The organism is Spiroplasma endosymbiont of Tricholauxania praeusta (assembly GCF_964019535.1).
Taxonomy (GTDB): Bacteria; Bacillota_I; Bacilli_A; order Mycoplasmatales; family VBWQ01; genus Spiroplasma_E; species Spiroplasma_E ixodetis_A.
The window spans coordinates 970,333-995,433 of the sequence record NZ_OZ026450.1 but is presented as its reverse complement, the minus strand read 5'-3'; the positions used below and the strand labels follow the sequence as shown (position 1 = coordinate 995,433).

The window sequence follows — 25,101 nt, the reverse complement described above, 5'->3', positions numbered from 1 at the left end:
ATGATTAATAAACTTTGAACTGATGTCAGTCTTGAAAATTATAATAACTGATATCCATTAACTGGAAAAATTACAGAAACACCACAGCAATATATACAAACATGACCTAATGTTAATGATTGATTTAAAACTTTTGCTATTCGTGCTCAAAATGATATTAATGCTTATCTTGATTTTATTTTATCTAAATTTCCTTTTGATAGTTTTAAAGATGAATTAATTAAAGAAACATTAAGAGATATGGTTTATGTTATGGTTGAACATTGAGTATTTAATCGTACACCAATTGAATTTAATGTTGATGCTACTATTCAATTTAATAATGGTAGTCAATTTAGTGCAAATAGTACTCCTACAATTAATGTTTGAGATTTAGCACCTAGTAGAATGAAAATATGAGCAAGATTAACAGAATTAAAACAAATATTTTCAAGTTATAATGATGATGAAATAGATGTTGAAAAAATTGACTTAAAAGCATTTTATACTAGAAATCAAATTGATAAATTAATTAAAGAACAAAAAGAATTTACATTATCAAAACAAATGAAATTGTATGATGATTTAGTTGATGATAATGAAAATGAAATATATAGAGGTCCTGTTACAAAATTTATAAATAAAGGTTATGTTGCAACAGATTATGATAAAGAATCTGAAACAATGATTTTAGATTGACCTGATGAAATTGGTACATTACCACCCGAAGCATTACAAAATAATCCACAAATTGGTGATTATACACATGCACCAACTTGTGATTTTTCTGCTAAACAACAAAAACGAATTACTACTAATGAAAATGAAATTACAAAATTAAATACTGAATTAATTAAAGCAAACGAAAATATTAATGATGTTAAAAATAATTGATTTAATATCGAAACTAGTCCCCTATGAAAAAAAGTTGAAAATAATAATATAGAAACATTTAAATGATATTTTATTAAAATCAGTTATCAATATTCAACAGAAAATGACTTTATGAAATTTTATAAAGTAATTAAAATTTATTTAAATAATGTTTTTAATGAATTTGAATTATTAAATGTTGATTCCATGACTTATAATGAACAAATCTCAAATAAAAATATTTTAAATATTGGAACTATTTACTATGACAATAGAAATAAAAAATTTAGGGGTGGAGGTAATTCTTATCCTGAACGTGGAAAAATTAATTTAATTGGTGATATAAAAGAAATATATCAATATCAAGGAATAGATACGCCAACTGAATTTATAGCAGAAGAAAGTACTGAACGTGATTATTATACAAAAATAGAAACTAATAATTTATTAGATAAAAAGCAAAATAAATTAACTACTGGCGAAAATATTAAAATTGATGAAGTAACTAATACTATTAGTGCTATTGGTGGTAAAACTGATTTATCTGATTATTATAAAAAAGAAGAAGTAGATAAAAAAATAGAAGATAAAATGGATAAAGACCATTTTAAATATGTTTTTTCTATCAATACTATTAGTACTGAAATTCCTAATTTAGAAACTACTGATAAAACTATTGCCGGTGCTATTAATGAATTAAAAGATATTCCTCCAACACCAAGTCCAAGTCGTTCAAATTGAAAAGAAGTAGGAACAAGAGAAAAAAATAAATGAGATAATTGACAAATTACTTATGATTTTATAGTTAATAAACATTATAGAGTTTATTATTCTTGAAGTATATATAATCCAGTTTATACTATACAAGAATTTATTATAACTGATAAAAAAATTGATGGTGTACAAATACAAACCTTTAATGATAGTGCTAATATAGTAATTTTATCAGTTCAACATGCAAAATTGATTACTATTTATAGCGGAAAAGGTAATTTAAAAGGTAATGTATGAAAATTAGAAGAATTACAGGAATAATATTATGTTTTTTAAAATTATAAAAATTATTTTAGGTTTAATTGGAGTACTATTATCTTCTGCAACTGCTGGTTTAATTATATTTATTATTGTAAAAATTGTATTAAAAATTAATCAAATATTTTAGAAAGGTGGTGAATATTATGTTAAGTTTATTTAAAAGAAAAGATAAAACAAATACTAGTGATAATCAAAATGAAAAAGTAAAATTTTTAACTAATAAAAATAAAAGTACACATGCTTCTATTTTAAATTATTTTGGTTTTAATGATTTTAACCATGAAACTTATTTTACTGATTTTGTAGCAGAAAATAATGCTAATTTATATAATGCTCCATTAGATATTAATAATGAAACTATTAAAAAATACTTAATTCAGCAAGAATTTTATAGAAAAAATTGAAATTCTATTTTTAAATTAAGCAAATTAGGAATTAGTGGTTATTTAATTTTTATTGCTAATGATGATTTATATTTTCAAGTAATAGATATTCAACAAAGAGTTTATGATATTACCGGTAAATTAATTCAATGTACTATTTTTTATGATAGTTATCAACAAAATGCACAAAATGTAAGATTATTTGAAATTTATACATTAAATAATGAACAAGTAACTATTAATCGTGCAATTTATAGTATTAGTGATAATAAAAAACAATTTCCATTAGATTTTAAATCATTCATTAATAATCCAAATTTAGAGCAAGAACAAACACTAAATATTAATTATATACCAATAGCAATTATGCGAAATAAAGCAAATGAATTAGCAGATTGTGATAAAGTAATGGATAAAATTAAAGCATTAGATGTTATTTATGAACAAATTGTTTTAGATACTATTTTAAACTCACCTAAATTTATTTTTAATCAAACTTATGGGAATGTTCAATCAGCATTAGAACAAACAGTAAGAACTTTGGTTACTAAAAACTACATATTTAAAAGTGGTGGAGATAATAACGAACAAAATGAAAATATTAATATGACAAATAGTAATTTTAAAGGTAAAAATTTAACTGATATATACGATTGAAATGTTAATGAAATATTTAAACGTTGTGGTATTCATATACCAAGTCAAAAGAAATCTGCACAACAATCAGTTCCCGAAAGTACAGCAGTAAATATTTCAACTATTAACTATATTGAACAAAAATTATGACAATTTAATATTGATATTCTTAAATTTATTCAAATATTAGTACGTTTAGATAAAGACTTATTAAATAGTAAAACATTTAATATTAATGATGAACAAGAAATTAATAATTTAACAGTGAGATTAAAATTATTTAATCCCGAAAATAACCAATTAATAGGAGAAAACAATGGAAAACAACAACAAACCACAAACGAAATTTCCACAGAAACAAACTAAACTTAATCAAGCAGAAGTAGAAAATGATTATTTAATTGATAATATTCCTTATGACTTTACTAATATGATGAGAGCAACTAGTGACCCCGATATTAATAGAGCATACGATGAATTTAAAAAAAGAACAATTTATATTTATGAAATTGAACGTTTATTTAAAAATAATGAAAATAATACTTTAAAATTTTCAGCAAATACTATTAAAATCGGATTTATTGATATTGAAAAAGTATTAAAAACTACTGCTGTTGAAACATCTGATTTTACTATGCAATTAAATCAAAGAGCAAGTACAAATATTAATGATAATACAATTGAATATAGTATGACTGATATTAAAAATTTAATTTTTCAAGAAATAAATTTATTAAATCAATTTAAGTTATATGCTGTTTCTATTAATGAACCTTTAACTGAAAATAATATTGATAATTTATATATTATTAATAATTATTCACAGCCTTATCAAAATCCAAAAACAAGAAGTACTAAAAGTATTACTATTATTAAAATTAAAGATTTTAAAACAAGAGATGGTTATCCAATTATTATTAAATTACAAAAACCATTAGATAAAGATACCAAAGTTACTGGTTTAAAAATTAAAGCCCCTAGAAGCATGATTTTTGGCAATATAAAGGTACTTGGTGAAGTTGACAATATGGAAGTATACCCTAAGTTATTTGTTAAAGATAAGATAGCATTTCCCTTATTATCAATGCCTATTGAAACTCAACCAAAAGTTAGAATTTTACAACAATGATTTAGTGAACAAATATTACCTTGAAATTTAGCAAAACAATTTATTGGACAAGAAAAATCAGTTTTAGACTTAATTAAAATTAGTAGTGGTTCTGTAACAAGAAGAGAAGTTATTAATAATGCAAGAATAACCCATGCTTGATTAGGATATGAGTTTAGTAATGTTTTAGGTGGTAAATGACCATTAAAAAGTCAAAAAGAATTAAAGGATAAAGAAGTTTGAGATTTTGTAGGTGAAAGTCAATTTTATCAATATGTTGCAACTAATAATAAATTTGATGATATTGAAATAGAAATTAAAGATGCACCAACTAATGATAGTTTACAACAGTTATTATTAGATATGTTAAGTTACACATATAACTATAATAGAAATTTTGAAGGTGCTACATATAGTGAGAAAAATGGAAAACCAGAAAATGCTATTGCAAAATTAAAGGAGAAATTTGAAGGACAAAAGCCAGATGAAGTTATTACTAATTTATTTAGACAATGAAAATTAGATTATCCAAATTATATTAATTTAGAACAAGTTAAAATATTTAAACAAGTATTTATTATGTTATCAAATAATATTTATTCAAGTATGTCAATTAATAAAGGTTTAAATGATGATAATAAAATTTTGTTACCTTATTATTTTGAATTAAAATCAAGTCCAATACATCCTACTATAAATGATATTTGACAATTTAAAGATGTAAAAGTAGTATTAAAATCTGCATATTTTGATTTTACAGATATTAATAACGTTAAATTAAAAAATAATGATATTAGTCAAAATGAATTATTTAAATTAGATGATAATCAATTTAACTGATTATCTATAACTAATGAATTAGAAAGTAATAATATTCCGTCATTAATTCCTGCTGATTGAACATTAGGTAATGGTGAATATGGTAAATATTTTACAAGAGCAATTATTGACAAAAATAAAATTCAAAATGCTTTAAATTTATATGGTTCAAATAAATCTCAATTATTTTCTAAATTAGAATTTTATAAAGAAATTTCACAAATTGATAATGATAATGAATTTCAGTTACAAATTGAAAACCCGATTAATAACTTAAATCGGGTAGAAATTAGTGGTATATTTGGTGCTGGTAATTATGATTTAATTTTAATTACTGATAAACAAGAAATAAATTTACATAATATTAATTTATTTGATAAATATAATGAAAATATTTCCTATATAAATCTAGAAATTTAATGATTAAAGTACCCTTCTGGATAATTTCCATCTCATACTATATCATCATTATTATGCTTTATTTTATCAAAATATAAATATATTTGATGATTATCTAAACTTTTATGTGACCATATAGTTGTTGTTCCTAATACTACTTGTCCATTTGTTTCTAGATAAGATTTAATATTAGTACCTATATTATGGGTAAGCACCCCCCCCATGATTAAACCTATTGTTCCAGTTGTAGCACCAGTTAGTGCTAATGCTAATGTTATTTTACTTAAATTTGTTTTTATTCATGTTTTCATATTAAATTACTCCTTTTTTTCCTTGATTTTACTTTTAAATTGTACTATTTTTGATTATTTTTACAAGTATGCTTTTAAATGGAAAATAACGCCTAAATTAAAGGCGTTTATTTTATAATACCTATACTATTAATTATATTGAAATTGTTTATTATATAGCAAATGTGAAGATACTTTTTTTCACAGTAGCATTATTTTTACCCCTAATTACATTTTTATATGGATACAGTGCATAAAACAGAGCATCATAAGGGTCTTGATACATATTTTTGTCAGGAATATTAGTTTTTGTTTCATCATAACGTAATTCTTCTAAACATTGAGTTGTTTTTGGTAAATCATCTTTATTTGCGTAAAAGTTTCCATAACTCATAATATTTCTCATTCAAACTACTCTATTAGTTAATCCGGCTTCTTGATTTAAATTTGAAGCATGTTTAATAGCAGTTTGTGTTATTAAAATAGTATTGTATTCATCAATTAATTTTTGATTTAATCAATCCATTGCTGTTCTTGCTTTATCATCATAAAAATAAATTGCTTGTTCAAAATTTTCAAAATTATCCATTAATCCTAAAATTTCATTAACATAAGCATTAATTTTTTCATTTTCATTTATAAAGTCATTTGGTGTAACTACTAATTCACAAATAATATAAGCATCATAATAACCAGTATTATTATATTCTTTAAAACCAACTACCATAAATACAGTATGGTCTTTTGGTCCCGTAGCTCAATCAATACCAACACTATAAAAATCAAATTTATACATTTCTTTTTCTTGATTATAAAATTGTTTTAAATCATATGATTGTCAATATTTTACTGTTTTTTGAAATGGGAAAATTGTTGCATCACTATCTAAAAATTCAAAACCATAATAAACAGTATTATATTCATCTTCATTACTTTTTTTCATTTCTAATAATTTTCTTTTTTGGATATCCGGTAACTTATCTCAAAATGGTTTAATAGTGAATCTTAAAACAAATAAACCTAAACCACTAAACATGTCTTTATTTTCATAATAAACTTTGCCAATTTTTTTAAGATTTTCCATTACTTCATTATTTAATGGTAAAAATGGCGTACAGTATTTTAAATAAAATGGATGATATTTATCATAAGGATTGCATGTAAAAGTCATAAAAAAGTTTTTATAAAAATAACGAGTAATCTTTTTTCCAAAAGTAGGGCTATATATATTTTTATCAATAAAAGTTCAATTTCATTCTTTAATTGGTTCATTTGACACTTTAATTCTGTTACTTCTAAACATAGATATTTCTAATCGCTCATAGCGATATGTTAATTCTTTATTAGTAAGTGTTTCTTTTTCTTCTGCCATGATTATTTCATCTGTTCTTGAACCTAAAAAACTTGACCCACCTGCTTCTTTTCCAAAAATTTTATTACCATTAGCATAACCAATAAAATCAATTTGTTGATTACTTGGAAAGATAATACATCCCCCATCCTTAGTAATTTTTCATTTAATGCCATGTGGATTATTAGGTAATAAATTAATATTATATGTATCTAATAAAACTTGACAAACATTCATTAAAGCACCAATTGTAGTTTCACTATGAGTATTTTCATATCTTCTTACTTCTTGGACACTACTATCACTAAAATTACAACATATAAATAAATCAAATGCTAAACAGTTTCAAGTTTTTCTTGTTCCACGTGCTGTTGGTATAAAACGATAAAAACAATTAGTAGTAAAATATTCTGCTCATTCATCACCAACAAATGCTTTAAAAATATCTCAACTAAAACTATAATTATTATCACTAAAATTAAGATTATATTTTTTATTCAGTTGTGCATAACTACTAATAAAAGCCATATTTTACTCCTTATTAACATATATAAGTTAAAATTAAATTATTTAAAAGAAAGGAACATTAAAAATGTTAACACTACCATTTCCTAATCTTTTTGATTGAGACAAACACGATTTTAATCAAGATGAATTAAGTTTAAAACAAACAGAAGAATTATTTAAAAAAATAGATGATTATTTATGAAGTACATGTGATAAATCTAAATATAAATCATATAGATTTAGACAACGAAAACTAAAAGCAAAAAAAGGTTTATTAACTTATAAACGACGTATTTGTACTTATTATAACATAGAAAAACAAAAAACTGAATATGCATCCTTATTAGATAACTATCTTGGTGTTAAAAAATATAGTAAACTTGCACCTAACGTTATTAAACAAATTTTAAAATATTTTGCTGATGGTAAAAAGTATCGTGATGTTTGTGATACTTTTATTGAAGATTTAATAAGTAATAGTACAGTTTGTAGAACATATCAAAAATTTGAATTACCAAAAGCAAATATTCCCAAAATACCATTACAACCAAATCAAAATTTATATGTAAATATTGATGATGGTCATCGAAAATTTAAGTTTAATGAAAAACACAATACTAAAAATTGTAAAAAATGTTCGATGAGATTAATAGTAATGTGTACTGGTAAAAAGAAAAATGGAAAATTAATTAATAAAAGAGCTGTATGTAAAATAAGAGTATCAAAAACAGAAATTGGTGCTGAAAAAACCGCAAAATTAATAGAAAAATATGGTAATTTATTTTTTGAAAACTTTGACCAAGCAAATTTAATAGTTTGTGGAGACAGTGCAAAATGAATTAGAAAAACTGCTACCATTTTAAATGCCAAATTTATTTTAGATAAATTTCATGCTTTTCATGTTTTATTTCTTGGTATCATGGCTGGAAGAAGAAAAAATCAAATTGATAAATTACACTATCAAAATGCAATAAATTTATTTGCCAAAGGTGAATATTATGAATTAATTGATTTTTTACAATCATTAACTTTACAATATAAAAAAATAAAAGTTGGTTATTTTATTAATGCAAAAGATGGTGTATTAAACCAAGCACTAGTTGAAAATATTGGTTGCTTTACTGAAACTAATATTAAACAAATTTTAAAGCATATGATTGGTGATAGAACTTATAACATTGATATGTATACAAAAATGGTTAATTTTAAATGTTATCAAATAAATACAGCCATCCAGTTATTATAAATTAAAACTTAAATTTAAAAAATAACTAAAAATAAAATAAAACTTATTAACGTAAAGTTTAATAAGAATTTTTGAGTTATAAAAGTAAGTATTATTGTTGACTAATATTTTCTAAGTGTTAAGATTAACATACAATTGCATATTGAAGTCAAAATTATTCTCGTCTAACTTTATAATTTTAAGACAAATTTGAATATTATTGACAACATCGGTATGCTCCCTAAAATTGAAATAAAAGCTACAGATTTAAATGTTACAGAAAAAGCAATTTTTATAAATCAATTATTAACCTTAAATGATGTTAAATTAATAGGAATTTATATTAATACAAAAAATCCAAAACTTTTAAAAAATATAAAACATATTGCAGATAAATATAATTTTTTAACTAAAGTTATGTTAAATAAAATGTTTGAAAATATTAAAGAATATTTTGAAGATGAAAGTGAAATTAATTTTAGGATTGATGAAAGACAAGATAAAGGGTTATTTCCAAATGGTTTAGAACAATATTTAAAACAAAATTGAAAATTATGTAATGTGGATGGGTTACACTTTATTGGACACTAATTACGTAGACAAGTTCACAAATTAGTTAAAAGAAAGGAAAATAATTATGGCCAATATTAACTCATATTCAGATGAATTTAAAAAACAAATAGTAGCTTTATATCAAAGTGGCAAGTCAGTATCTTGTCTTGTTAAAGAATATAACGTTACAAGAGCGGCTACTTATAAATGAATTAAGCAATTTACTAATTCAGGCAGTTTTAAAACCAAAGATAATCTTTCTGATTTAGAAAAACAATTAATTCAAGCAAATAAAGAATTAAAACAATTACGAATGGAAAATGATATTTTAAAGCAAGCAGCACTAATAATAGGCAGAAAATAGAAATTATTGCAAATAATAAATCTAAATATAAAATTCGCACAATGTGTCGTTTTTTAAAACTCTCTAAATCAACATATTATTTTAATTTAAAGAAAAAAAATAAAAATCAAAATAATATTTATGATGAAGCTGTTATTAGTGCTTTTAAAGAAAATAAAGAAGTTTATGGTACTAGAAGATTAAAAGTCATACTAGCAAACCAAGAAATTTATTTATCACGCAGAAAAATTAAACAAATTATGAATAAGCATAATTTAATATCAAAATACACTAAATTATCATTCAAAAATCATCATAATAAAGTCAATGATAGTCAAATTACCAATCTTGTTAATAGAAACTTTAATAATAAAATTAAAAATGAAGTTATTGTTAGTGATTTAACTTATGTTCAAGTTAATGGTAAGTGAAACTATATTTGCTTATTAATAGACCTATTTAACCGCGAAATTATTGGACATAGTGTAGGTACTAAAAAAGATGCATCATTAGTATATCAAGCATTTATGCACTCAAATCGCTGTTTAAAAGATATTGAAATATTTCATAGCGATCGCGGTAACGAATTTAATAATAAAACTATTGATAAACTTTTATTAGCATTCAACATAACTCGATCTTTAAGCAAAAAAGGCTGTCCTTATGACAATGCTGTTGCTGAAGCAACTTTTAAAACTTTCAAAACTGAATTTATTAATGATAAAAATTTTACATCATTAATCAAATTAAAATTAGAATTATTTGATTATATCAATTGATACAACAACATAAGAATTCACAGCACCTTAAACTACCTAACTCCAGTTAATTATCAAAAACAAGTGTCTACCAAAAAACAGTCCTAAAAAGGGTTGCCATTCCATACATTCTATTTTTAAATATTTCACCAATCTTTTTATCATTCCAAATAAAATATTTGATTTATTAGTATTTTATTTCCAAAAATTTGAAAAACTTATCAAAAAAAATAGATTTTTCTGATAAATCAATATATAATTTATGAGATACGAAAGTAAGGAGGCAACAGACTATGGCAGTACCAGCAAGAAGAACGTCAAAAATGCGTAAAAATACACGTCGTGCCCATGATAGTTTATCTGCAACAACTACAACTAACTGTTTAAATTGTGGAGCAATTACTAAACCACATCATGCCTGTATGAAATGCAAGACATACAAAGGTGTAAGTATTACTAATCCATTACAAGCAGAAAAAACATCATCAACAGAAAAAAAATAAAATATGAATATATCTTATCTTAGATTACCTTCCTCTTATTTATTTAAAATATTATTTTAAATATTAGAGGTTTTTTACTTTACAAAATTATTTTATAATAGTTAATAATATATTAAAATATAGATTATAATTTATTAAAATAGACACTATTTATTAGGAAGTGTAGAGTATGAAAAATAAGGGCTATTATGATTTATTATTAAAGATTAGTGATGATATTAGCAATAATTTCCAAACATCACATATTAATGATGAAAAAGAATTAATTAAAGACATTGATCATTATTTAGTTAAACAACTAAATAATACTTTAATTGAAAAATTAAAAACGATTAAATCACCAGAAGCAAAAATTGATTTTTTAAATCAAATCATAAGTAATTTTACTACTAATAAATTTAGTAATAACATTTTATTACAAGTAAATGATAATATCATAGATAATCATTTAACTTCTAATATTAGATTAAGTGATAATTATTTATTTACTAATGAAAACCAACAAGCATTAATTAATCATTTAAATCAGGAAATTAGAACTTGTGATGAAGTATACTTCATTTATCCTTTTATATCAAATTCAATTATTAATAAGTTACGTTCATCATTTACTTATGCTTTAAATCATAATATTACTATTAATTTTATTACTACTACTTTTGATGATATGGCTTTATTTGTTAATTTATATGCATTAGTTAAAATAATAAAAAAGTATCCTAATATTAAAGTTAAAGTTGAAAATAATTTAGAAAAACGTAGTGAAAGAATTCATATTAAAGCTGCTATCTTTAAACGAAATTCAGGTTTTTCTTCAGCAATAATTGGTTCATCAAATTTAACGCAAAAAGGTTTAGCTAGTGGTCGTGAATGAAATATTAAAATTAATGAATTTGATAATAAGCAACTATATCAAAATATTTTAAATCAGTATTATAAATTATGAAATGATAATTTAGTTGATTTAAATGATGAACAACAACGATTACAATTACTATCACGAATTGAATATAATCGATTGCTTGTAAATAAAAAAGATGAACAATGATTAGCAACTAATTATTTTCTTTATGATTTTCAAATTGCCTTAATTAATAAATTAAAGTTAAGAAGAAAACTTAAAAAAACAAAACATTTAATTGTCATGGCAACAGGTGTTGGTAAAACAGTAGTATCTGCTTTTGACTATTTAAATCAAATCAAAGAAAATAATAATCAAAAACCTTCAATTTTATTTTTAGCACATCAAAGAGAAATTATTGAACAAGCAATTATTACTTTTCGAAAAGTAATAAATGATAAAAAATTTGCAACTATTTTAAATAGTAAACAAAATAATTTTCAAGAACAATATTTATTTGCAACAGTACAAACTGTACATAGACATCTAAATAAGTTTAAACGTCAACAATTTGATATTATTATTTTTGATGAAGCTCATCATTTGGCTGCCAAAACTTTTCAGACAATTTTAAATTATTTTCATCCTAAACAAATTATTGGTTTAACAGCAACACCAGAACGAGAAGATAATAAAAACATTATTAATTATTTTGATAATGAGTTTGCACATGAATTACGATTGTGAGATGCAATTAATGAAAAACTTTTATCACCATTTGATTATTATTGTATTGATGACATTACTGCTGATTTAATTGGTATTGATTTAAATAATGATCAACAATTATTTAAAAAATTAAATACTGAAGCAAGAAATAAGTTATTATTAGATGTAATTAATGACTATATTGGATTTTATAGTAATCGGATTTGTTTAATTTTTTGTATTAACATTACTCATGCACAAATTGTTGCTAGATTTTTGCAAAATCAGGGCTTAAAAGCAGATTTTTTAACAAGTAAAAATCAAACTAATCGTAGTAAAATAATTAATGATTTTAAAAATAGAATTATTAATTATTTATGTGTAGTAAATATTTTTAATGAGGGAATTGATATTCCTGAAATTGATACTATTATTTTATTACGACCAACTAATTCAAAAACAGTATATTTACAGCAATTAGGAAGAGGATTGAGAAAAACAGAAACTAAACATTGTTTAGAGGTTTATGATTTAATTGCTAATATTGATAAAAAATATGACATAACCATTGGTATTAAAAATCTTTCGAACTCACATATTATAAATGTTAATAAACAATTAACTAATAGTTTTAATTTACCTTATGGATGTACTATTACTTTAGAACCAAGAAGTCAAAACGTCATTTTAACTAATTTAAAGCAATGATATCAATCACGAAAAAAAATTTATTTGGTAATTCAATCATATTATCAACTTTATAATGATAATGCTATTTTTAAAATATTAATTGATTATGATTTGACAATTCAAGAATTTTATAATTTTTTAAATGATTTTTATTTACGAATAGCAAAAAAAATAAAAAATTATCAAACCCATGATAATGATACTAATCGTAATCAAAATATCTTAAAACAATTCTTATTTTTAAATGATTATCAAATAGTTAATTATTTTTATTTAAGATTAAGTCAAGAATTAGATACTGAATTAATTAATTATCATTATGACAATTTATTAATAGCATCATTATTATATGAGGTTACAAGTAATAAAGTATTTAATCATATTTTTCCAAATTTTAATGAAATACCATGTTTAGTTACAAATTTCATTGAAAATAACAAATTGGTTGTTAATGAACTAAAAATTATTCTTAAATATAAACTAGATTATGAAACATTGTTACTTAATGAACATTTTAATCAAGATTATCCTTTATTATCTTATCAATCAACATTTACTGTGCATCAGGCACTATGTACAATTAATCGTGTTAATTTTAATAAAAAACTTGGACCTTTAAAAATTATTGCCTTTCAAGCGGGTCATTTGACATTTAATGAAAATAAATCAGTAATTTTTGCAGATATTGATGGAACAAATTATGGTAAATTAACTAGTTATAATAAATTAACAAAAGAATATTACTGATCAATACCAGAAAATAAAACGATTAATTCAAAATTAGTGAAAGATTTACAAAATAATAATATTGAAAAAATATTATTTTTAAATAATGATTGTAATAAAAAATTTAAAAATCTTGCTTTAAAGTTGTATGACTTTATTGGTATTGGTCAATATCAATTAACAATTAAGAGTGATTATATTACTATTAAATTTTTAGTAGAATAAATAATATTTTATTTTTTTAATTTTATAAAAAATTTTAATGATTTTAATTTTAAAAAAATAATGTTTTTTTATGATAATTAGGTTGACAATAATTATGGCATGTTGTACTATTGTTATTGTCCCAAAAATAAATGGGTTACAAACTAGAAAAAACGATCTTTGAAAACTAAATAGAACAAGAATTAATCCGTCAATTTTTTATTAAAAATTAAATAAGTCAGACATCATCTTTTAACAAAAACAATTTTATTGAGAGTTTGATCCTGGCTCAGGATTAACGCTGGCGGCATGCCTAATACATGCAAGTCGAACGAAAGTAGCAATACTTTAGTGGCGAACGGGTGAGTAACACGTATCTAACCTACCATTTAGTGGGGAATAACTGTTGGAAACGACAGCTAATACCGCATATGTTATTTATTTGCAATGATAAATAATGAAAGGAGCATTTGCTTCGCTAATTGATGGGGATGCGGCGCATTAACTAGTTGGTAAGGTAATGGCTTACCAAGGTAACGATGCGTAGCCGATCTGAGAGGATGAACGGCCACATTGGGACTGAGACACGGCCCAAACTTCTACGGAAGGCAGCAGTAGGGAATTTTTCACAATGGGCGAAAGCCTGATGGAGCAATGCCGCGTGACTGATGAAGGTCTTCGGATTGTAAAGGTCTGTTGTAAGGGAAGAAGTGCTAGAATAGGAAATGATTTTAGTATCGACCATACCTTACCAGAAAGCCACGGCTAACTATGTGCCAGCAGCCGCGGTAATACATAGGTGGCAAGCGTTATCCGGATTTATTGGGCGTAAAGCGTGCGTAGACGGTTTTGCAAGTCTGAGGTTAAATTTAGGGGCTCAACCCCTAACCGCCTTGGAAACTACATTACTAGAGTATAGGAGAGGTTAGTGGAATTTCATGTGTAGCGGTGGAATGCGTAGATATATGAAGGAACACCAGTGGCGAAGGCGGCTAACTGGCCTATTACTGACGTTGTGGCACGAAAGCGTGGGGAGCAAATAGGATTAGATACCCTAGTAGTCCACGCCGTAAACGATGAGTACTAAGTGTTGCCATGAGGCAGTGCTGTAGCTAACGCATTAAGTACTCCGCCTGAGTAGTATGCTCGCAAGAGTGAAACTCAAAGGAATTGACGGGGACCCGCACAAGCGGTGGAGCATGTGGTTTAATTCGAAGCAACGCGAAGAACCTTACCAGGTCTTGACATACCTTGCGAAGCTATAGAGATATAGTAGAGGTTAACAAGGATACAGGTGGTGCATGGTTGTCGTCAGTTCGTGTCGTGAGATGTTTGGTTAAGTTCAGCAACGAACGCAACCCTTGTCCTTAGTTGCCAGCATTAAGTTGGGGACTCTAAGGAGACTGCTAGTGTAAGCTAGAGGAAGGTGGGGACGACGTCAAATCATCATGCCCCTTATGACCTGGGCTACACACGTGCTACAATGGCTGATACAAAGAGTCGCTAAACCGCGAGGTCAAGCAAATCTCAAAAAGTCAGTCTAAGTCCGGATTGAAGTCTGCAACTCGACTTCATGAAGTCGGAATCGCTAGTAATCGCGAATCAGCAATGTCGCGGTGAATACGTTCTCGGGTCTTGTACACACCGCCCGTCAAACCACGAGAGTTGGCAATGCCAGAAGTCGGTGTCCTAACCGCAAGGAGGGAGCTGCCAAAGGCAGGGTTGATGATTGGGGTTAAGTCGTAACAAGGTATCCCTACCGGAAGGTGGGGATGGATCACCTCCTTTCTATGGAGTTTAGTTTCTAATAAGAAACCAAGACAACAAGAAAAATTAGATGGATGATTTATTGGATTACTTCTTTTGTTCTGTTTAGTTTTCAGGGATTGTTTTCTCTGAGCAATTGTTCTTTAAAAACTGGATAATAGACATCTTTTAAAAAAATAAGATAATTTTTATCTTGCAATAGGATATTCTAAAAATAAATTATTAAGAGCGTATGGTGGATGCCTTGGAATTGGAAGACGATGAAGGACGCGATTACCTGCGATAAGCTTCGGGGAGCTGGAAATAAGCTTTGATCCGGAGATGTCCGAATGGGGAAACCCACTATCTTTAATCAGATAGTACTGTACAATGAATTCATAGTTGTGCAGAGTGATACCTAGAGAATTGAAACATCTTAGTACCTAGAGGAAAAGAAAGCGAATGCGATTCCCTTAGTAGCGGCGAGCGAAAAGGGAGCAGCCTAAACCAGTCGTCAGACTGGGGTTATAGGACTGTCTATTAGGTTCGACCTATGAAGAGTTACAAAATTTATATATAGCAGAAGTTGTTGGGAAGCAACGCCATAGATGGTGAAAGCCCAGTATGCGAAATGTATAAATCTCTTGACAGTATCCTGAGTACGGCGAGGCACGTGGAACCTTGTCGGAATTTGCGCAGACCACTGCGTAAGGCTAAATACTAACCAATTACCGATAGTGAACCAGTACCGTGAGGGAAAGGTGAAAAGTACCCCGAGAGGGGAGTGAAATAGTTTCTGAAACCATATGCTTACAACAAGTCGGAGCCCGTTAATGGGTGACGGCGTGCCTTTTGTAGAATGAGCCGGCGAGTTACGATTACATGCAAGGTTAAGTTGAAAAGACGGAGCCGAAGTGAAAGCGAGCCTGAATAGGGCGTTTAGTATGTGGTCGTAGACCCGAAACCAGGTGATCTAGCCATGAGCAGGTTGAAGTTAATGTAACAGTTAATGGAGGACCGAACCAACGTTCGTTGAAAAGACCGTGGATGACTTGTGGCTAGCGGTGAAATTCCAATCGAACCTGGAGATAGCTGGTTCTCCCCGATATAGTTTTAGGACTAGCGTCAGAATTAGTGCAATGGAGGTAAAGCTCTGAATGTATGATGGCCCCACCTCGGGGTACTGAATGCAATTAAACTGCGAATGCCATTGTTACATATCTGGCAGTCAGTCTATGGGTGATAAGGTCCATGGACGTGAGGGAAACAGCCCAGATCATCAGCTAAGGTCCCCAAATCAATGCTAAGTGGAAAACGATGTGGAATTGTTCAGACAGCTAGGAGGTTGGCTTAGAAGCAGCCATCCTTTAAAGAGTGCGTAACAGCTCACTAGTCGAATGATTCTGCGCGGAAAATGTACCGGGGCTAAGCATTGTACCGAAGCTATGGGTCTATATATATATATATGTTTACATATATTGTGGGCGGTAGGGGAGCGTTCTAATCTGCGACGAAGTTAGACCGGAAGGACTAGTGGAGCGTTTAGAAGTGAGAATGCCGGCGTGAGTAACGATTGAAGGTGAGAATCCTTCATGCCGATTGACCAAGGTTTCCTGGGCTAGGTTCGTCCACCCAGGGTTAGTCAGGACCTAAGGCGAGGCCGAAAGGCGTAGTCGATGGATAACAGGTTGATATTCCTGTACCACCATGGTGACTGATGGAATGACGGAGAAGGCTAAAATGTCCCAGTGGTTGGTAGTGCTGGGCTAAGTACAAAGAGGGTTGTGTAGGCAAATCCGCACAGCGTTAACCTTGAAGTACGATAGGGAGTGAACGGTTCGCTTAGTAACGAAGCATTTGATGCCATACTTCCAAGAAAAGTTTCTAAAGACATCACCATGGTGCCTGTACCGAGAACGGACACACGTGGTCAAGGAGAATATCCTAAGGCAAGCGAGATAACTATAGCTAAGGAACTCTGCAAAATAACCCCGTAAGTTAGCGAGAAGGGGAGCTCATAGCAATATGAGTCGCAGTGAAGAGGTCCGGGCGACTGTTTAGCAAAAACACAGCTCTCTGCTAAGTCGTAAGACGATGTATAGGGGGTGACGCCTGCCCAGTGCTGGAAGGTTAAAGAGATTTGTTAGCGTAAGCGAAGCTTTGAACTGAAGCCCCAGTGAACGGCGGCCGTAACTATAACGGTCCTAAGGTAGCGAAATTCCTTGTCAGGTAAGTTCTGACCCGCACGAAAGGCGTAACGATCCGGACGCTGTCTCGGCTATAGACTCGGTGAAATCTTAGTACCTGTGAAGATGCAGGTTACCCGCGATTAGACGGAAAGACCCCGTGGAGCTTTACTACAACTTGATATTGAATTTTGGTGTAGTTTGTACAGCATAGGTGGGAGACGTTGATATGCAGACGCTAGTAGGCATGGAGTCACCATTGGGATACCACCCTTGCTATATTGAAATTCTAACTTGAGACCATAATCTGGTCTAAGGACAGTGTCTGGTGGGTAGTTTGACTGGGGCGGTCGCCTCCTAAAAAGTAACGGAGGCGCCCAAAGGTACCCTCAATATGAATGGAAATCATATGTAGAGCGCAAAGGTAAAAGGGTGCTTGACTGCGAGACATACAAGTCGAGCAGGAACGAAAGTTGGGCTTAGTGATCCGGCGGTGCTGTGTGGAAAGGCCGTCGCTCAACGGATAAAAGTTACCCCGGGGATAACAGGCTAATCTCTCCCAATAGTTCATATAGACGGGGAGGTTTGGCACCTCGATGTCGGCTCATCGCATCCTGGAGGTGTAGTCGCTTCCAAGGGTTGGGCTGTTCGCCCATTAAAGCGGTACGCGAGCTGGGTTCAGAACGTCGTGAGACAGTTTGGTCCCTATCTGTCGTGGGCGCAAGAAATTTGAGGAAAGCTGTTCCTAGTACGAGAGGACCGGAATGGACCTACCTCTGGTGCACCAGTTGTCACGCCAGTGGCACAGCTGGGTAGCTATGTAGGGCATGAATAAGCGCTGAAAGCATCTAAGCGCGAAGTCAGTTCCAAGATGAGATTTCTCATTCGAAAGAAGTAAGATCCCTTGAATACTACAAGGTTGATAGGTCAGGTGTGTAAGCATAGTGATATGTTCAGCTTACTGATACTAATAGATCGAGGATTTATTGAAGAATATATTCTCTATTGCAAATCAAAAGTAATCAAATTTAAAGATGTCTGTTTCTAGTTTTTAGGGAGCAATTGCTAAACTATTTGGTGTCCATGGCGGAGTGGTCACACCTGTTCCCATCTCGAACACAGCAGTTAAGCACTCCAGCGGCGAAAATACCAGCAATGGGAAAATAGCACGATGCCAAATTTTTTTGTTTGTGTTAGTATTTAATTTAAAATTTAAATTTTTTTTATGTTAAGATTGAGAGTATTAAAATGTAAAAAAGATTTTAAGAAAAAAGGAGAAAAAATGGATAAGGTTGAAAAGAAATTAGATAAAAAATTATATATTGGAGCTAAAATTGGATTCATAACAAATATTATAAATATTATTTGAAGTTTAATTATTACAATTATTTTAGCAACAGCAAGTAGTGTCATTTTTAAAAGTTTTACAAAATATGATCACACTTCATTAACATCAGGAGTTAGTACAATATTTATTGTTGGATTGATTTTTGGACTTTTAATTGCTATTGGATTTTCAATTGCAATAATTATTATGTGCAATAATATTTTAAAAGGAAATGCTAATAGTGGTTTAGCTGTTGGAATTGTAACTTTGGTTTTAGCAGGTTTTTCTTTAATAGTTATGTTTTCATCAAATTTTAATTTTATTAGTGGTATTAATATTATTTTTTTAGGACTTAATATTGCTTCAGGTGTATTATTAATTATTGGTAAATATCTTCCAGTTACTAATAAACCAGAAGAAGTAGTTTCTATGGTAAATGAATAATTAAAAATATTTAATAAATTATATAAATAAGGTTGGCTTTTAATTTCTAAAGCCTTATTTTATTTTTTATAATTTAAAACCATAAGGATAAGTAATGATTGGAAAATTTGGTTTATCATCATCATGCTTTTTTTTATATTGTATGTTATTAATTCATAAATAAAGGTATTGTAAACCAATACTAATAATTAACAGAAAAATAATAGCAGTAACTAATACTCCTACACCATATTTTTGGTAGTTGAAAAAAAAGTAAGGATAACAAGTATTAATATTTTCTCCTTGTTTAACACGTAGTACACCACGAACCATTACCATTACTACATAAAAACAAGGATAAAATAAAATAAATCACATATAAAGTTTATGATGATTTTTTAGTGAATAAAAATCACGTCCACATGATAAAGCAAAATTTAAAATCATAACAATTGGCATAATTAGATTTAGAATTATTGTTTTAAATCATAAATAAATATCAGTTCCATATTTACTTCTTTCTTGGCTATTACTAATGATACCTATTCAAAATACTAATATTGTAATTGTAATATAAATAGTAATGCTTAATAAAATATAAAAACTTGGTTTTGAATTTTCTTTAAATTTACTTTCAAATAAAAAAGCAAATAAATAAATGAGTACTAAATAATTAGTTTGAGTTGTAAAATAAAAATAATAAATTGCCAATCTTTCAGTTGGTTTATCAACATTAGGAACAATGAAAGCATTGGGATAATTAATAGTAATTATTAAATCAAAAATTAAGAATAAAGAAATAATAAGTAGACCAAATAAACGTCAAATAAATTTAATAAGATTTCTTTTTTTTAATCGGTATTCACTACTATTTTTTCAATTCATATTTTTTCTCCTATTTATATTAGAATTAAATTTAATTAAATTTTTGATAGGAAATTTAATTTTTTATTATGATTGAATATGCTACTTATTTAGTATATCAAGTTTTTTCTTATCACTATTAATATTTACTAACTGATTATTTAAAACACTTAATAAGTTAAAAAAATTAACTTATTAATTATTTAATCTGTCAATATCGAGTGAAAATTTCCCAAAATACTTATCAAAAAAACTAAATTATTTTGGGAAATTTAAACTATTTCAGTAAAATACACAAATTTTAAATAATCCTGAAAATTTTAGTTTCTATTTTTTATAATATAGAAATATTTAATATTTAAAAATTTATTAATTATAATATTGTTAAAAACTAAATATAGTTTTTAACCCATTGTTTTATTTTTAAACAAATAGGTTTTTATTTTGAAAGGATAGTTTATATGGAGACCAATTCATGAAATGATAGTATGCTATCGGTAATTATTAATAACATAACTACTTTACCATCGGTAATCTCAACTCCTGTATCAAAAATATTCAATAAAATAACAACAACTGAAATGACAAATTTCAATAATCAAACTAATAATGCTAATAATACTAGTACTGAACTTTTTGAAACAAAAAAAGATATATGAACAAATATTAAAAATTATTTAACTAATTTTTATGAGTCAGATTATTTTTGACCAACAACAGGTTTTATTGGTTATGGATTAATTACAACATCAATTATTATTGGTTATTGTATTTATAATTGTAAAATAAATAACAATAAAAAAAACTTATTAAAAGAACTTGAAAAAGAATAAATAAATTCAATGGAGTTGACAAATCAACCTTCAACTAGTGGATATAATAATCGTGCTTTTTTTGCCTAAATTTTTTCAATTAACAATGAAAGTTCTAGTAGAAAATCACAAAAAAATGTAAAAGAGGAAGATATTGAATTTGTAATCTCTTTATATCTTTAAAATCAATTTTAAAGCACCAAATTTGCTCATATACAAACATTTTAAAAATTTATATGGTTTAGTATTCAAAAAATGTAAATCTTATATAACTTTAATTAGGAATTATTGATATCCATATCTTCAAGGATGATTTTTATTGGGTATATAAACTTTTTTAGTTTTTATCAAGTTGTCTTTAATAATTGGTTTTAGTGCTATTTCTTTTAGTTCATATATTTGATTATTGTAACTAAGATATAATTCATTAATAAACGATTTAACTACAATTACATCAATTCGAGATTGTATGTATTGAACTTTGTTATTTTTATAAGGAAAATATTTTTTACCATAATATGTTATAGTTGAACCACTATCTGTTTTTCTTTTAGAAAATCTTGAAAGATAAATATTTATTTCTTCTTGTGTAGGAGCTTTAACCATAGCAGATTTATTATCATCAATAGGAAAGGCAAACTGTTTATTAAAAACGTTTATGTACATTTTGAGAAATTGATTAGCTTCATCTAATGTTTTAATTTTATTAAGTCGTAATTCACTAATTAATCGACTTTGAAGTGTTCCAAATAAACGTTCAATTCTACCTTTAGCTTGTGGAATTGAAGTTCTAATTATTTCAACACCCAAATCATTACAGCATTTTTGGAATTGAGTATAAGTGTCATTTTCTGTGTTTATTTTACCTGAATCAATTTTTTTCTTATATCCAAAAACTGTTCTATTATCAGTATAAAATGTTTTTGGTATGCCATAATTAGTTAAAATTTGATAAAAAACATTATAATAACCATCTAATGTTTCTTGATGATCAAATCATAGTCCAACAATATTTCCTGTAGCATCATCAATTGCAGCATGTAAAAATGATTTTGGTTTATCGTTACCAAATCAATGATGATTACTTGCATCCATTTGAATTAATTCACCAAAATTTGTTCTTCGATTTCTTGTTGGATGTAAGTTATTTTTTTTATTTTTATGTCTTTTTGGTGAAGTAATTTTTTCTTTGATTAATATAGTATAAAGTGTGCTATATGAAATTTTAATTTTTTCTTCATTCATTAATTTCTCATGAAAATGTTGAAAATTAAAATTATAATATTTTGTTTTATACAAGTTGATAATCTTAATTTTGATTTCAAAATTTGTTGCCTTATTAGAAATTGTATTGCGAGATTTATGAATAAAACCAACTTTACCTTCTCTATTAAAAATTTGAATTAATTGGTTAATTCTTCTAATAGTTAGATTAAGTAGTTAGATTAAGTTTATTCTTGGCTTGATGTTTAGATAATTTATTAATAATAATATCATTTATAATTTTGTACTTATATTTTTCTTTCATAGTCATGCTTCTTTCCATTTTTATCACCAAGTATATTTAACTTCACTTTTGGGAAATTTTTACTCGATAACTAATAGGAAATTATCACTAAATAATGACATATTAATTATTTAATCTTGATTTTTTGGTAATAAAGTTTATTATTAATGTTAAGGATATAATTTTATCCTTATAATTTTAATGAATATATAAGTAATTATATAAGTATTAAAATTATATATGTTGATTTAACAAAAAGTTTAATAATTGATTATATATCCTTAGTTTTATTTTATTAAAACTAAGATTTTAAGTATTTAATTAAATATACTTAATTTAATATTATAATTATAAACACAAATAATAGGTAAAAAAGGAGTAGTCATAATGACAAATTTCTTATCTTTTAGTTTTTTTAAAACTAAAAGTTTTAAAACAATAAGTTTGGCTTTGGCATTATCTCTTACTAGTAGTTTAATGATAGTTACTAATCATCAATCTAATATTAGTACTGTTAATGACAGTAACAAACTTTCTGGGTTTCATATTACTGTTAAGGAAAATAATAAAAATTTAATTAGTGAAGCCAATACTTGAAATTCAATTAATAATAAGTATGAAGATTTTATTAGATTGCATAAAGAAGTAATAACAGAACAATTTAATGATTGATCAGACCTTATTAATAAGGTTAATAATAATTCAAATGATGATATTAGTAAAGAAGTTAATAAGAAATTTAAGGAACAAATCGAAAACAAAGCTAATAATATCTTACCAGATAATGGTATTAAATATTTTACTGATAAAGTTATTGGTCGTAGTGTTGCTAAACAAAGTTTTAATGATATTGCTAGTTTTGGTTATGTTTATGTTGGTTACCATGATAATAGTTTACCAGCACAGATTAACAATCGTATTTTTGCAACGGTAAATCCTAGGGCAGATTTTAATAATTATTTTAGTATTCCTTATATGATTAAACCAAGCGATGATTTTTTAAATAGTCATAAAAGCGTTCAAGATCGGTTAGCAATTTTACCACTTAATAATGGTAATCCCAATGATACTAATCAACCAATGTTAGCTATTTTAGCAAAAAATAAAAATGATAAGAATGAACAATTATTAATAAATGATAAAAATGATGAAGTTTTTGATAATGGTTCAATTAGTTATGCAATATTAAATCATAAACCAGACCATCCTTTAAAATCAACTAGTTTTAATGTTAGTGTTAAAGATAGTGGCTATAGTAAAACTATTAAGTTAACAAATAATAGTTCAAATATTCAATTTAGTACTATTAGTGATGAAAAAGTTAAAGAAAATCCTGTAATTACACCTCAATATTTAGTTCAAAATAATTCACAAGATAATAAAAATACATTAATAGTTATGAATAAAGCTATTGAGAAAGCTAAAGTAAATATTAGTGATTCACAACAACATTGACTAAAATGAAAAGTTGATTCACAAACTTTACAAAAAGCAAAAAATGATTCAGGAACACCTATTAAAGATGGTGATAATTTAACTCTTAATCAAGGAAGTAATTTTCAAGTTTATTGTATAGGTTTAGATACATCTGACTTACAACGTCAAGCTGCTTCTGAACAATATATTACTGTTTATAGAAGCAATACAAAAATACCTAATTTTCCAAATTGTACTGATTTTTTTGAAAAAACTAATAATTTATTAGCAGGTTTTCAACAATATTTAACTAGTGCTACTAATAATAGTATTAAAATTGAAGATTTAAAAAATAATGCTGCTGGTGAGTTTTTATCATGATTTATTCAATATCAAGGTGATATTACTAAACAAAATTATGTTAATTATTTACAAAGTAATAATTCAGATCGTCCCTGAGATGTTAATATACCATTAACAACTAAAATGTTAGTTAATAATTGAAATATTATTATCATTTGTGGCTTCATTATTAGTTTTTTAACTATAATTCCAATAGTTGTTGTTATTATTCGTAAAAAGAAATATTTAAAATAAAGTTTATTATTTTTAAGTAGTACTTGTTAAAATGCAATATATTATATAAAAATATAAAATGATAAGTGTAAAAAATGTTATTACTTGTTTTTTATTTTTAGTGAGTTACAATAAAAATGGCAGTTATAAATGTTTAGAAAATATTTAACTAATGCCGGTTTTAATTTTATATTTGACTTTAAGTCCTTGTATAGCATATATAGCATACAAGGAGTTTTTATATAATTTTAAAATAAAATATATTAAGAAAAAGGAGGGAAAAAATAACAAAATAATATTTAAAAAAATAATAC

General features: G+C 26.8%; 15 protein-coding genes, 3 rRNA genes and 1 pseudogene. 15 read left to right on the top strand and 4 right to left on the bottom strand.

The window, feature by feature from the left end:
* The 4 genes from AACK96_RS05355 to AACK96_RS05340 are packed head-to-tail and all read left to right on the top strand — an operon-like array spanning position 1 to position 5,253.
* Positions 1-1,887: a hypothetical protein gene (locus AACK96_RS05355; RefSeq protein ID WP_338973716.1), complete on the top strand. Its 1,887-nt coding sequence runs from the start codon at positions 1-3 to the stop codon at positions 1,885-1,887.
* A gap of 4 nt (positions 1,888-1,891) precedes the next feature.
* The gene (locus tag AACK96_RS05350; protein WP_338973392.1) at positions 1,892-2,014 is read left to right on the top strand and encodes a hypothetical protein; all 123 of its coding nucleotides are present in this window, start codon (positions 1,892-1,894) and stop codon (positions 2,012-2,014) included.
* A 16-nt stretch (positions 2,015-2,030) separates the two neighbouring features.
* Positions 2,031-3,272, top strand: a complete 1,242-nt coding sequence (locus tag AACK96_RS05345; RefSeq protein ID WP_338973389.1) for a hypothetical protein — start codon at positions 2,031-2,033, stop codon at positions 3,270-3,272.
* On the top strand, positions 3,223-5,253 hold the full coding sequence (locus tag AACK96_RS05340) for a hypothetical protein (RefSeq protein WP_338973714.1): 2,031 nt from the start codon (positions 3,223-3,225) through the stop codon (positions 5,251-5,253). Before AACK96_RS05345 ends, AACK96_RS05340 begins: the two co-directional genes overlap by 50 nt.
* On the opposite strand, the gene AACK96_RS05335 is transcribed toward AACK96_RS05340, so the two are convergent.
* Entirely contained in the window at positions 5,250-5,543 is a 294-nt protein-coding gene (locus AACK96_RS05335; protein ID WP_338973550.1) for a hypothetical protein, read from the bottom strand. The genes AACK96_RS05340 and AACK96_RS05335 overlap by 4 nt on opposite strands.
* Positions 5,544-5,694: 151 nt before the next feature.
* Positions 5,695-7,401: a hypothetical protein gene (locus AACK96_RS05330; RefSeq protein WP_338973712.1), complete on the bottom strand. Its 1,707-nt coding sequence runs from the start codon at positions 7,399-7,401 to the stop codon at positions 5,695-5,697.
* 64 nt (positions 7,402-7,465) lie between these two features.
* On the opposite strand from AACK96_RS05330, the gene AACK96_RS05325 reads away from it, so the two are divergent.
* From AACK96_RS05325 to AACK96_RS05285, 9 genes are all read left to right on the top strand, one after another.
* Positions 7,466-8,626, top strand: coding sequence for an Mbov_0401 family ICE element transposase-like protein (locus AACK96_RS05325; RefSeq protein ID WP_338973711.1), 1,161 nt, complete (start codon positions 7,466-7,468; stop codon positions 8,624-8,626).
* Positions 8,627-8,839: 213 nt separating this feature from the next.
* Positions 8,840-9,196 carry a hypothetical protein gene (locus AACK96_RS05320; RefSeq protein WP_338973709.1) on the top strand — a complete coding sequence of 119 codons (357 nt, stop codon included), beginning with the start codon at positions 8,840-8,842 and terminating at the stop codon, positions 9,194-9,196.
* Positions 9,197-9,242: 46 nt separating this feature from the next.
* A protein-coding gene (locus AACK96_RS05315; protein WP_338973306.1) for an IS3 family transposase occupies positions 9,243-10,366 on the top strand; the annotation gives its coding sequence in 2 pieces (ribosomal slippage) (positions 9,243-9,486 and positions 9,486-10,366; 1,125 coding nt in all).
* 185 nt (positions 10,367-10,551) lie between these two features.
* Positions 10,552-10,761 (top strand): 50S ribosomal protein L32, encoded by a 210-nt coding sequence (rpmF, locus tag AACK96_RS05310; protein WP_281747878.1) that lies wholly within the window; start codon positions 10,552-10,554, stop codon positions 10,759-10,761.
* Positions 10,762-10,930: 169 nt separating this feature from the next.
* Positions 10,931-13,951 (top strand): DEAD/DEAH box helicase family protein, encoded by a 3,021-nt coding sequence (locus tag AACK96_RS05305; RefSeq protein ID WP_338973707.1) that lies wholly within the window; start codon positions 10,931-10,933, stop codon positions 13,949-13,951.
* A gap of 245 nt (positions 13,952-14,196) precedes the next feature.
* A 16S ribosomal RNA gene (locus tag AACK96_RS05300) occupies positions 14,197-15,718 on the top strand.
* 191 nt (positions 15,719-15,909) lie between these two features.
* Positions 15,910-18,853, top strand: a 23S ribosomal RNA gene (locus AACK96_RS05295).
* A gap of 82 nt (positions 18,854-18,935) precedes the next feature.
* Positions 18,936-19,042 (top strand): 5S ribosomal RNA (gene rrf, locus AACK96_RS05290).
* The 16S, 23S and 5S rRNA genes sit together here, the layout of an rRNA operon.
* 102 nt (positions 19,043-19,144) lie before the next feature.
* Entirely contained in the window at positions 19,145-19,633 is a 489-nt protein-coding gene (locus AACK96_RS05285) for a hypothetical protein (RefSeq protein WP_338973705.1), read from the top strand.
* A 66-nt stretch (positions 19,634-19,699) separates the two neighbouring features.
* Here AACK96_RS05285 and AACK96_RS05280 read toward each other — a convergent pair whose 3' ends face one another.
* On the bottom strand, positions 19,700-20,497 hold the full coding sequence (locus AACK96_RS05280) for a Pr6Pr family membrane protein (RefSeq protein WP_338973703.1): 798 nt from the start codon (positions 20,495-20,497) through the stop codon (positions 19,700-19,702).
* 467 nt (positions 20,498-20,964) lie between these two features.
* Between AACK96_RS05280 and AACK96_RS05275 the strand changes: the two genes are divergently transcribed.
* On the top strand, positions 20,965-21,309 hold the full coding sequence (locus AACK96_RS05275; RefSeq protein WP_338973702.1) for a hypothetical protein: 345 nt from the start codon (positions 20,965-20,967) through the stop codon (positions 21,307-21,309).
* Positions 21,310-21,573: 264 nt separating this feature from the next.
* Here the strand turns inward: AACK96_RS05275 and AACK96_RS05270 are convergent.
* Positions 21,574-22,834: pseudogene (locus tag AACK96_RS05270) on the bottom strand (ISNCY family transposase).
* 348 nt (positions 22,835-23,182) lie between these two features.
* On the opposite strand from AACK96_RS05270, the gene AACK96_RS05265 reads away from it, so the two are divergent.
* On the top strand, positions 23,183-24,808 hold the full coding sequence (locus AACK96_RS05265) for a hypothetical protein (protein ID WP_338973701.1): 1,626 nt from the start codon (positions 23,183-23,185) through the stop codon (positions 24,806-24,808).
* The last annotated feature ends 293 nt before the right edge of the window (positions 24,809-25,101 follow it).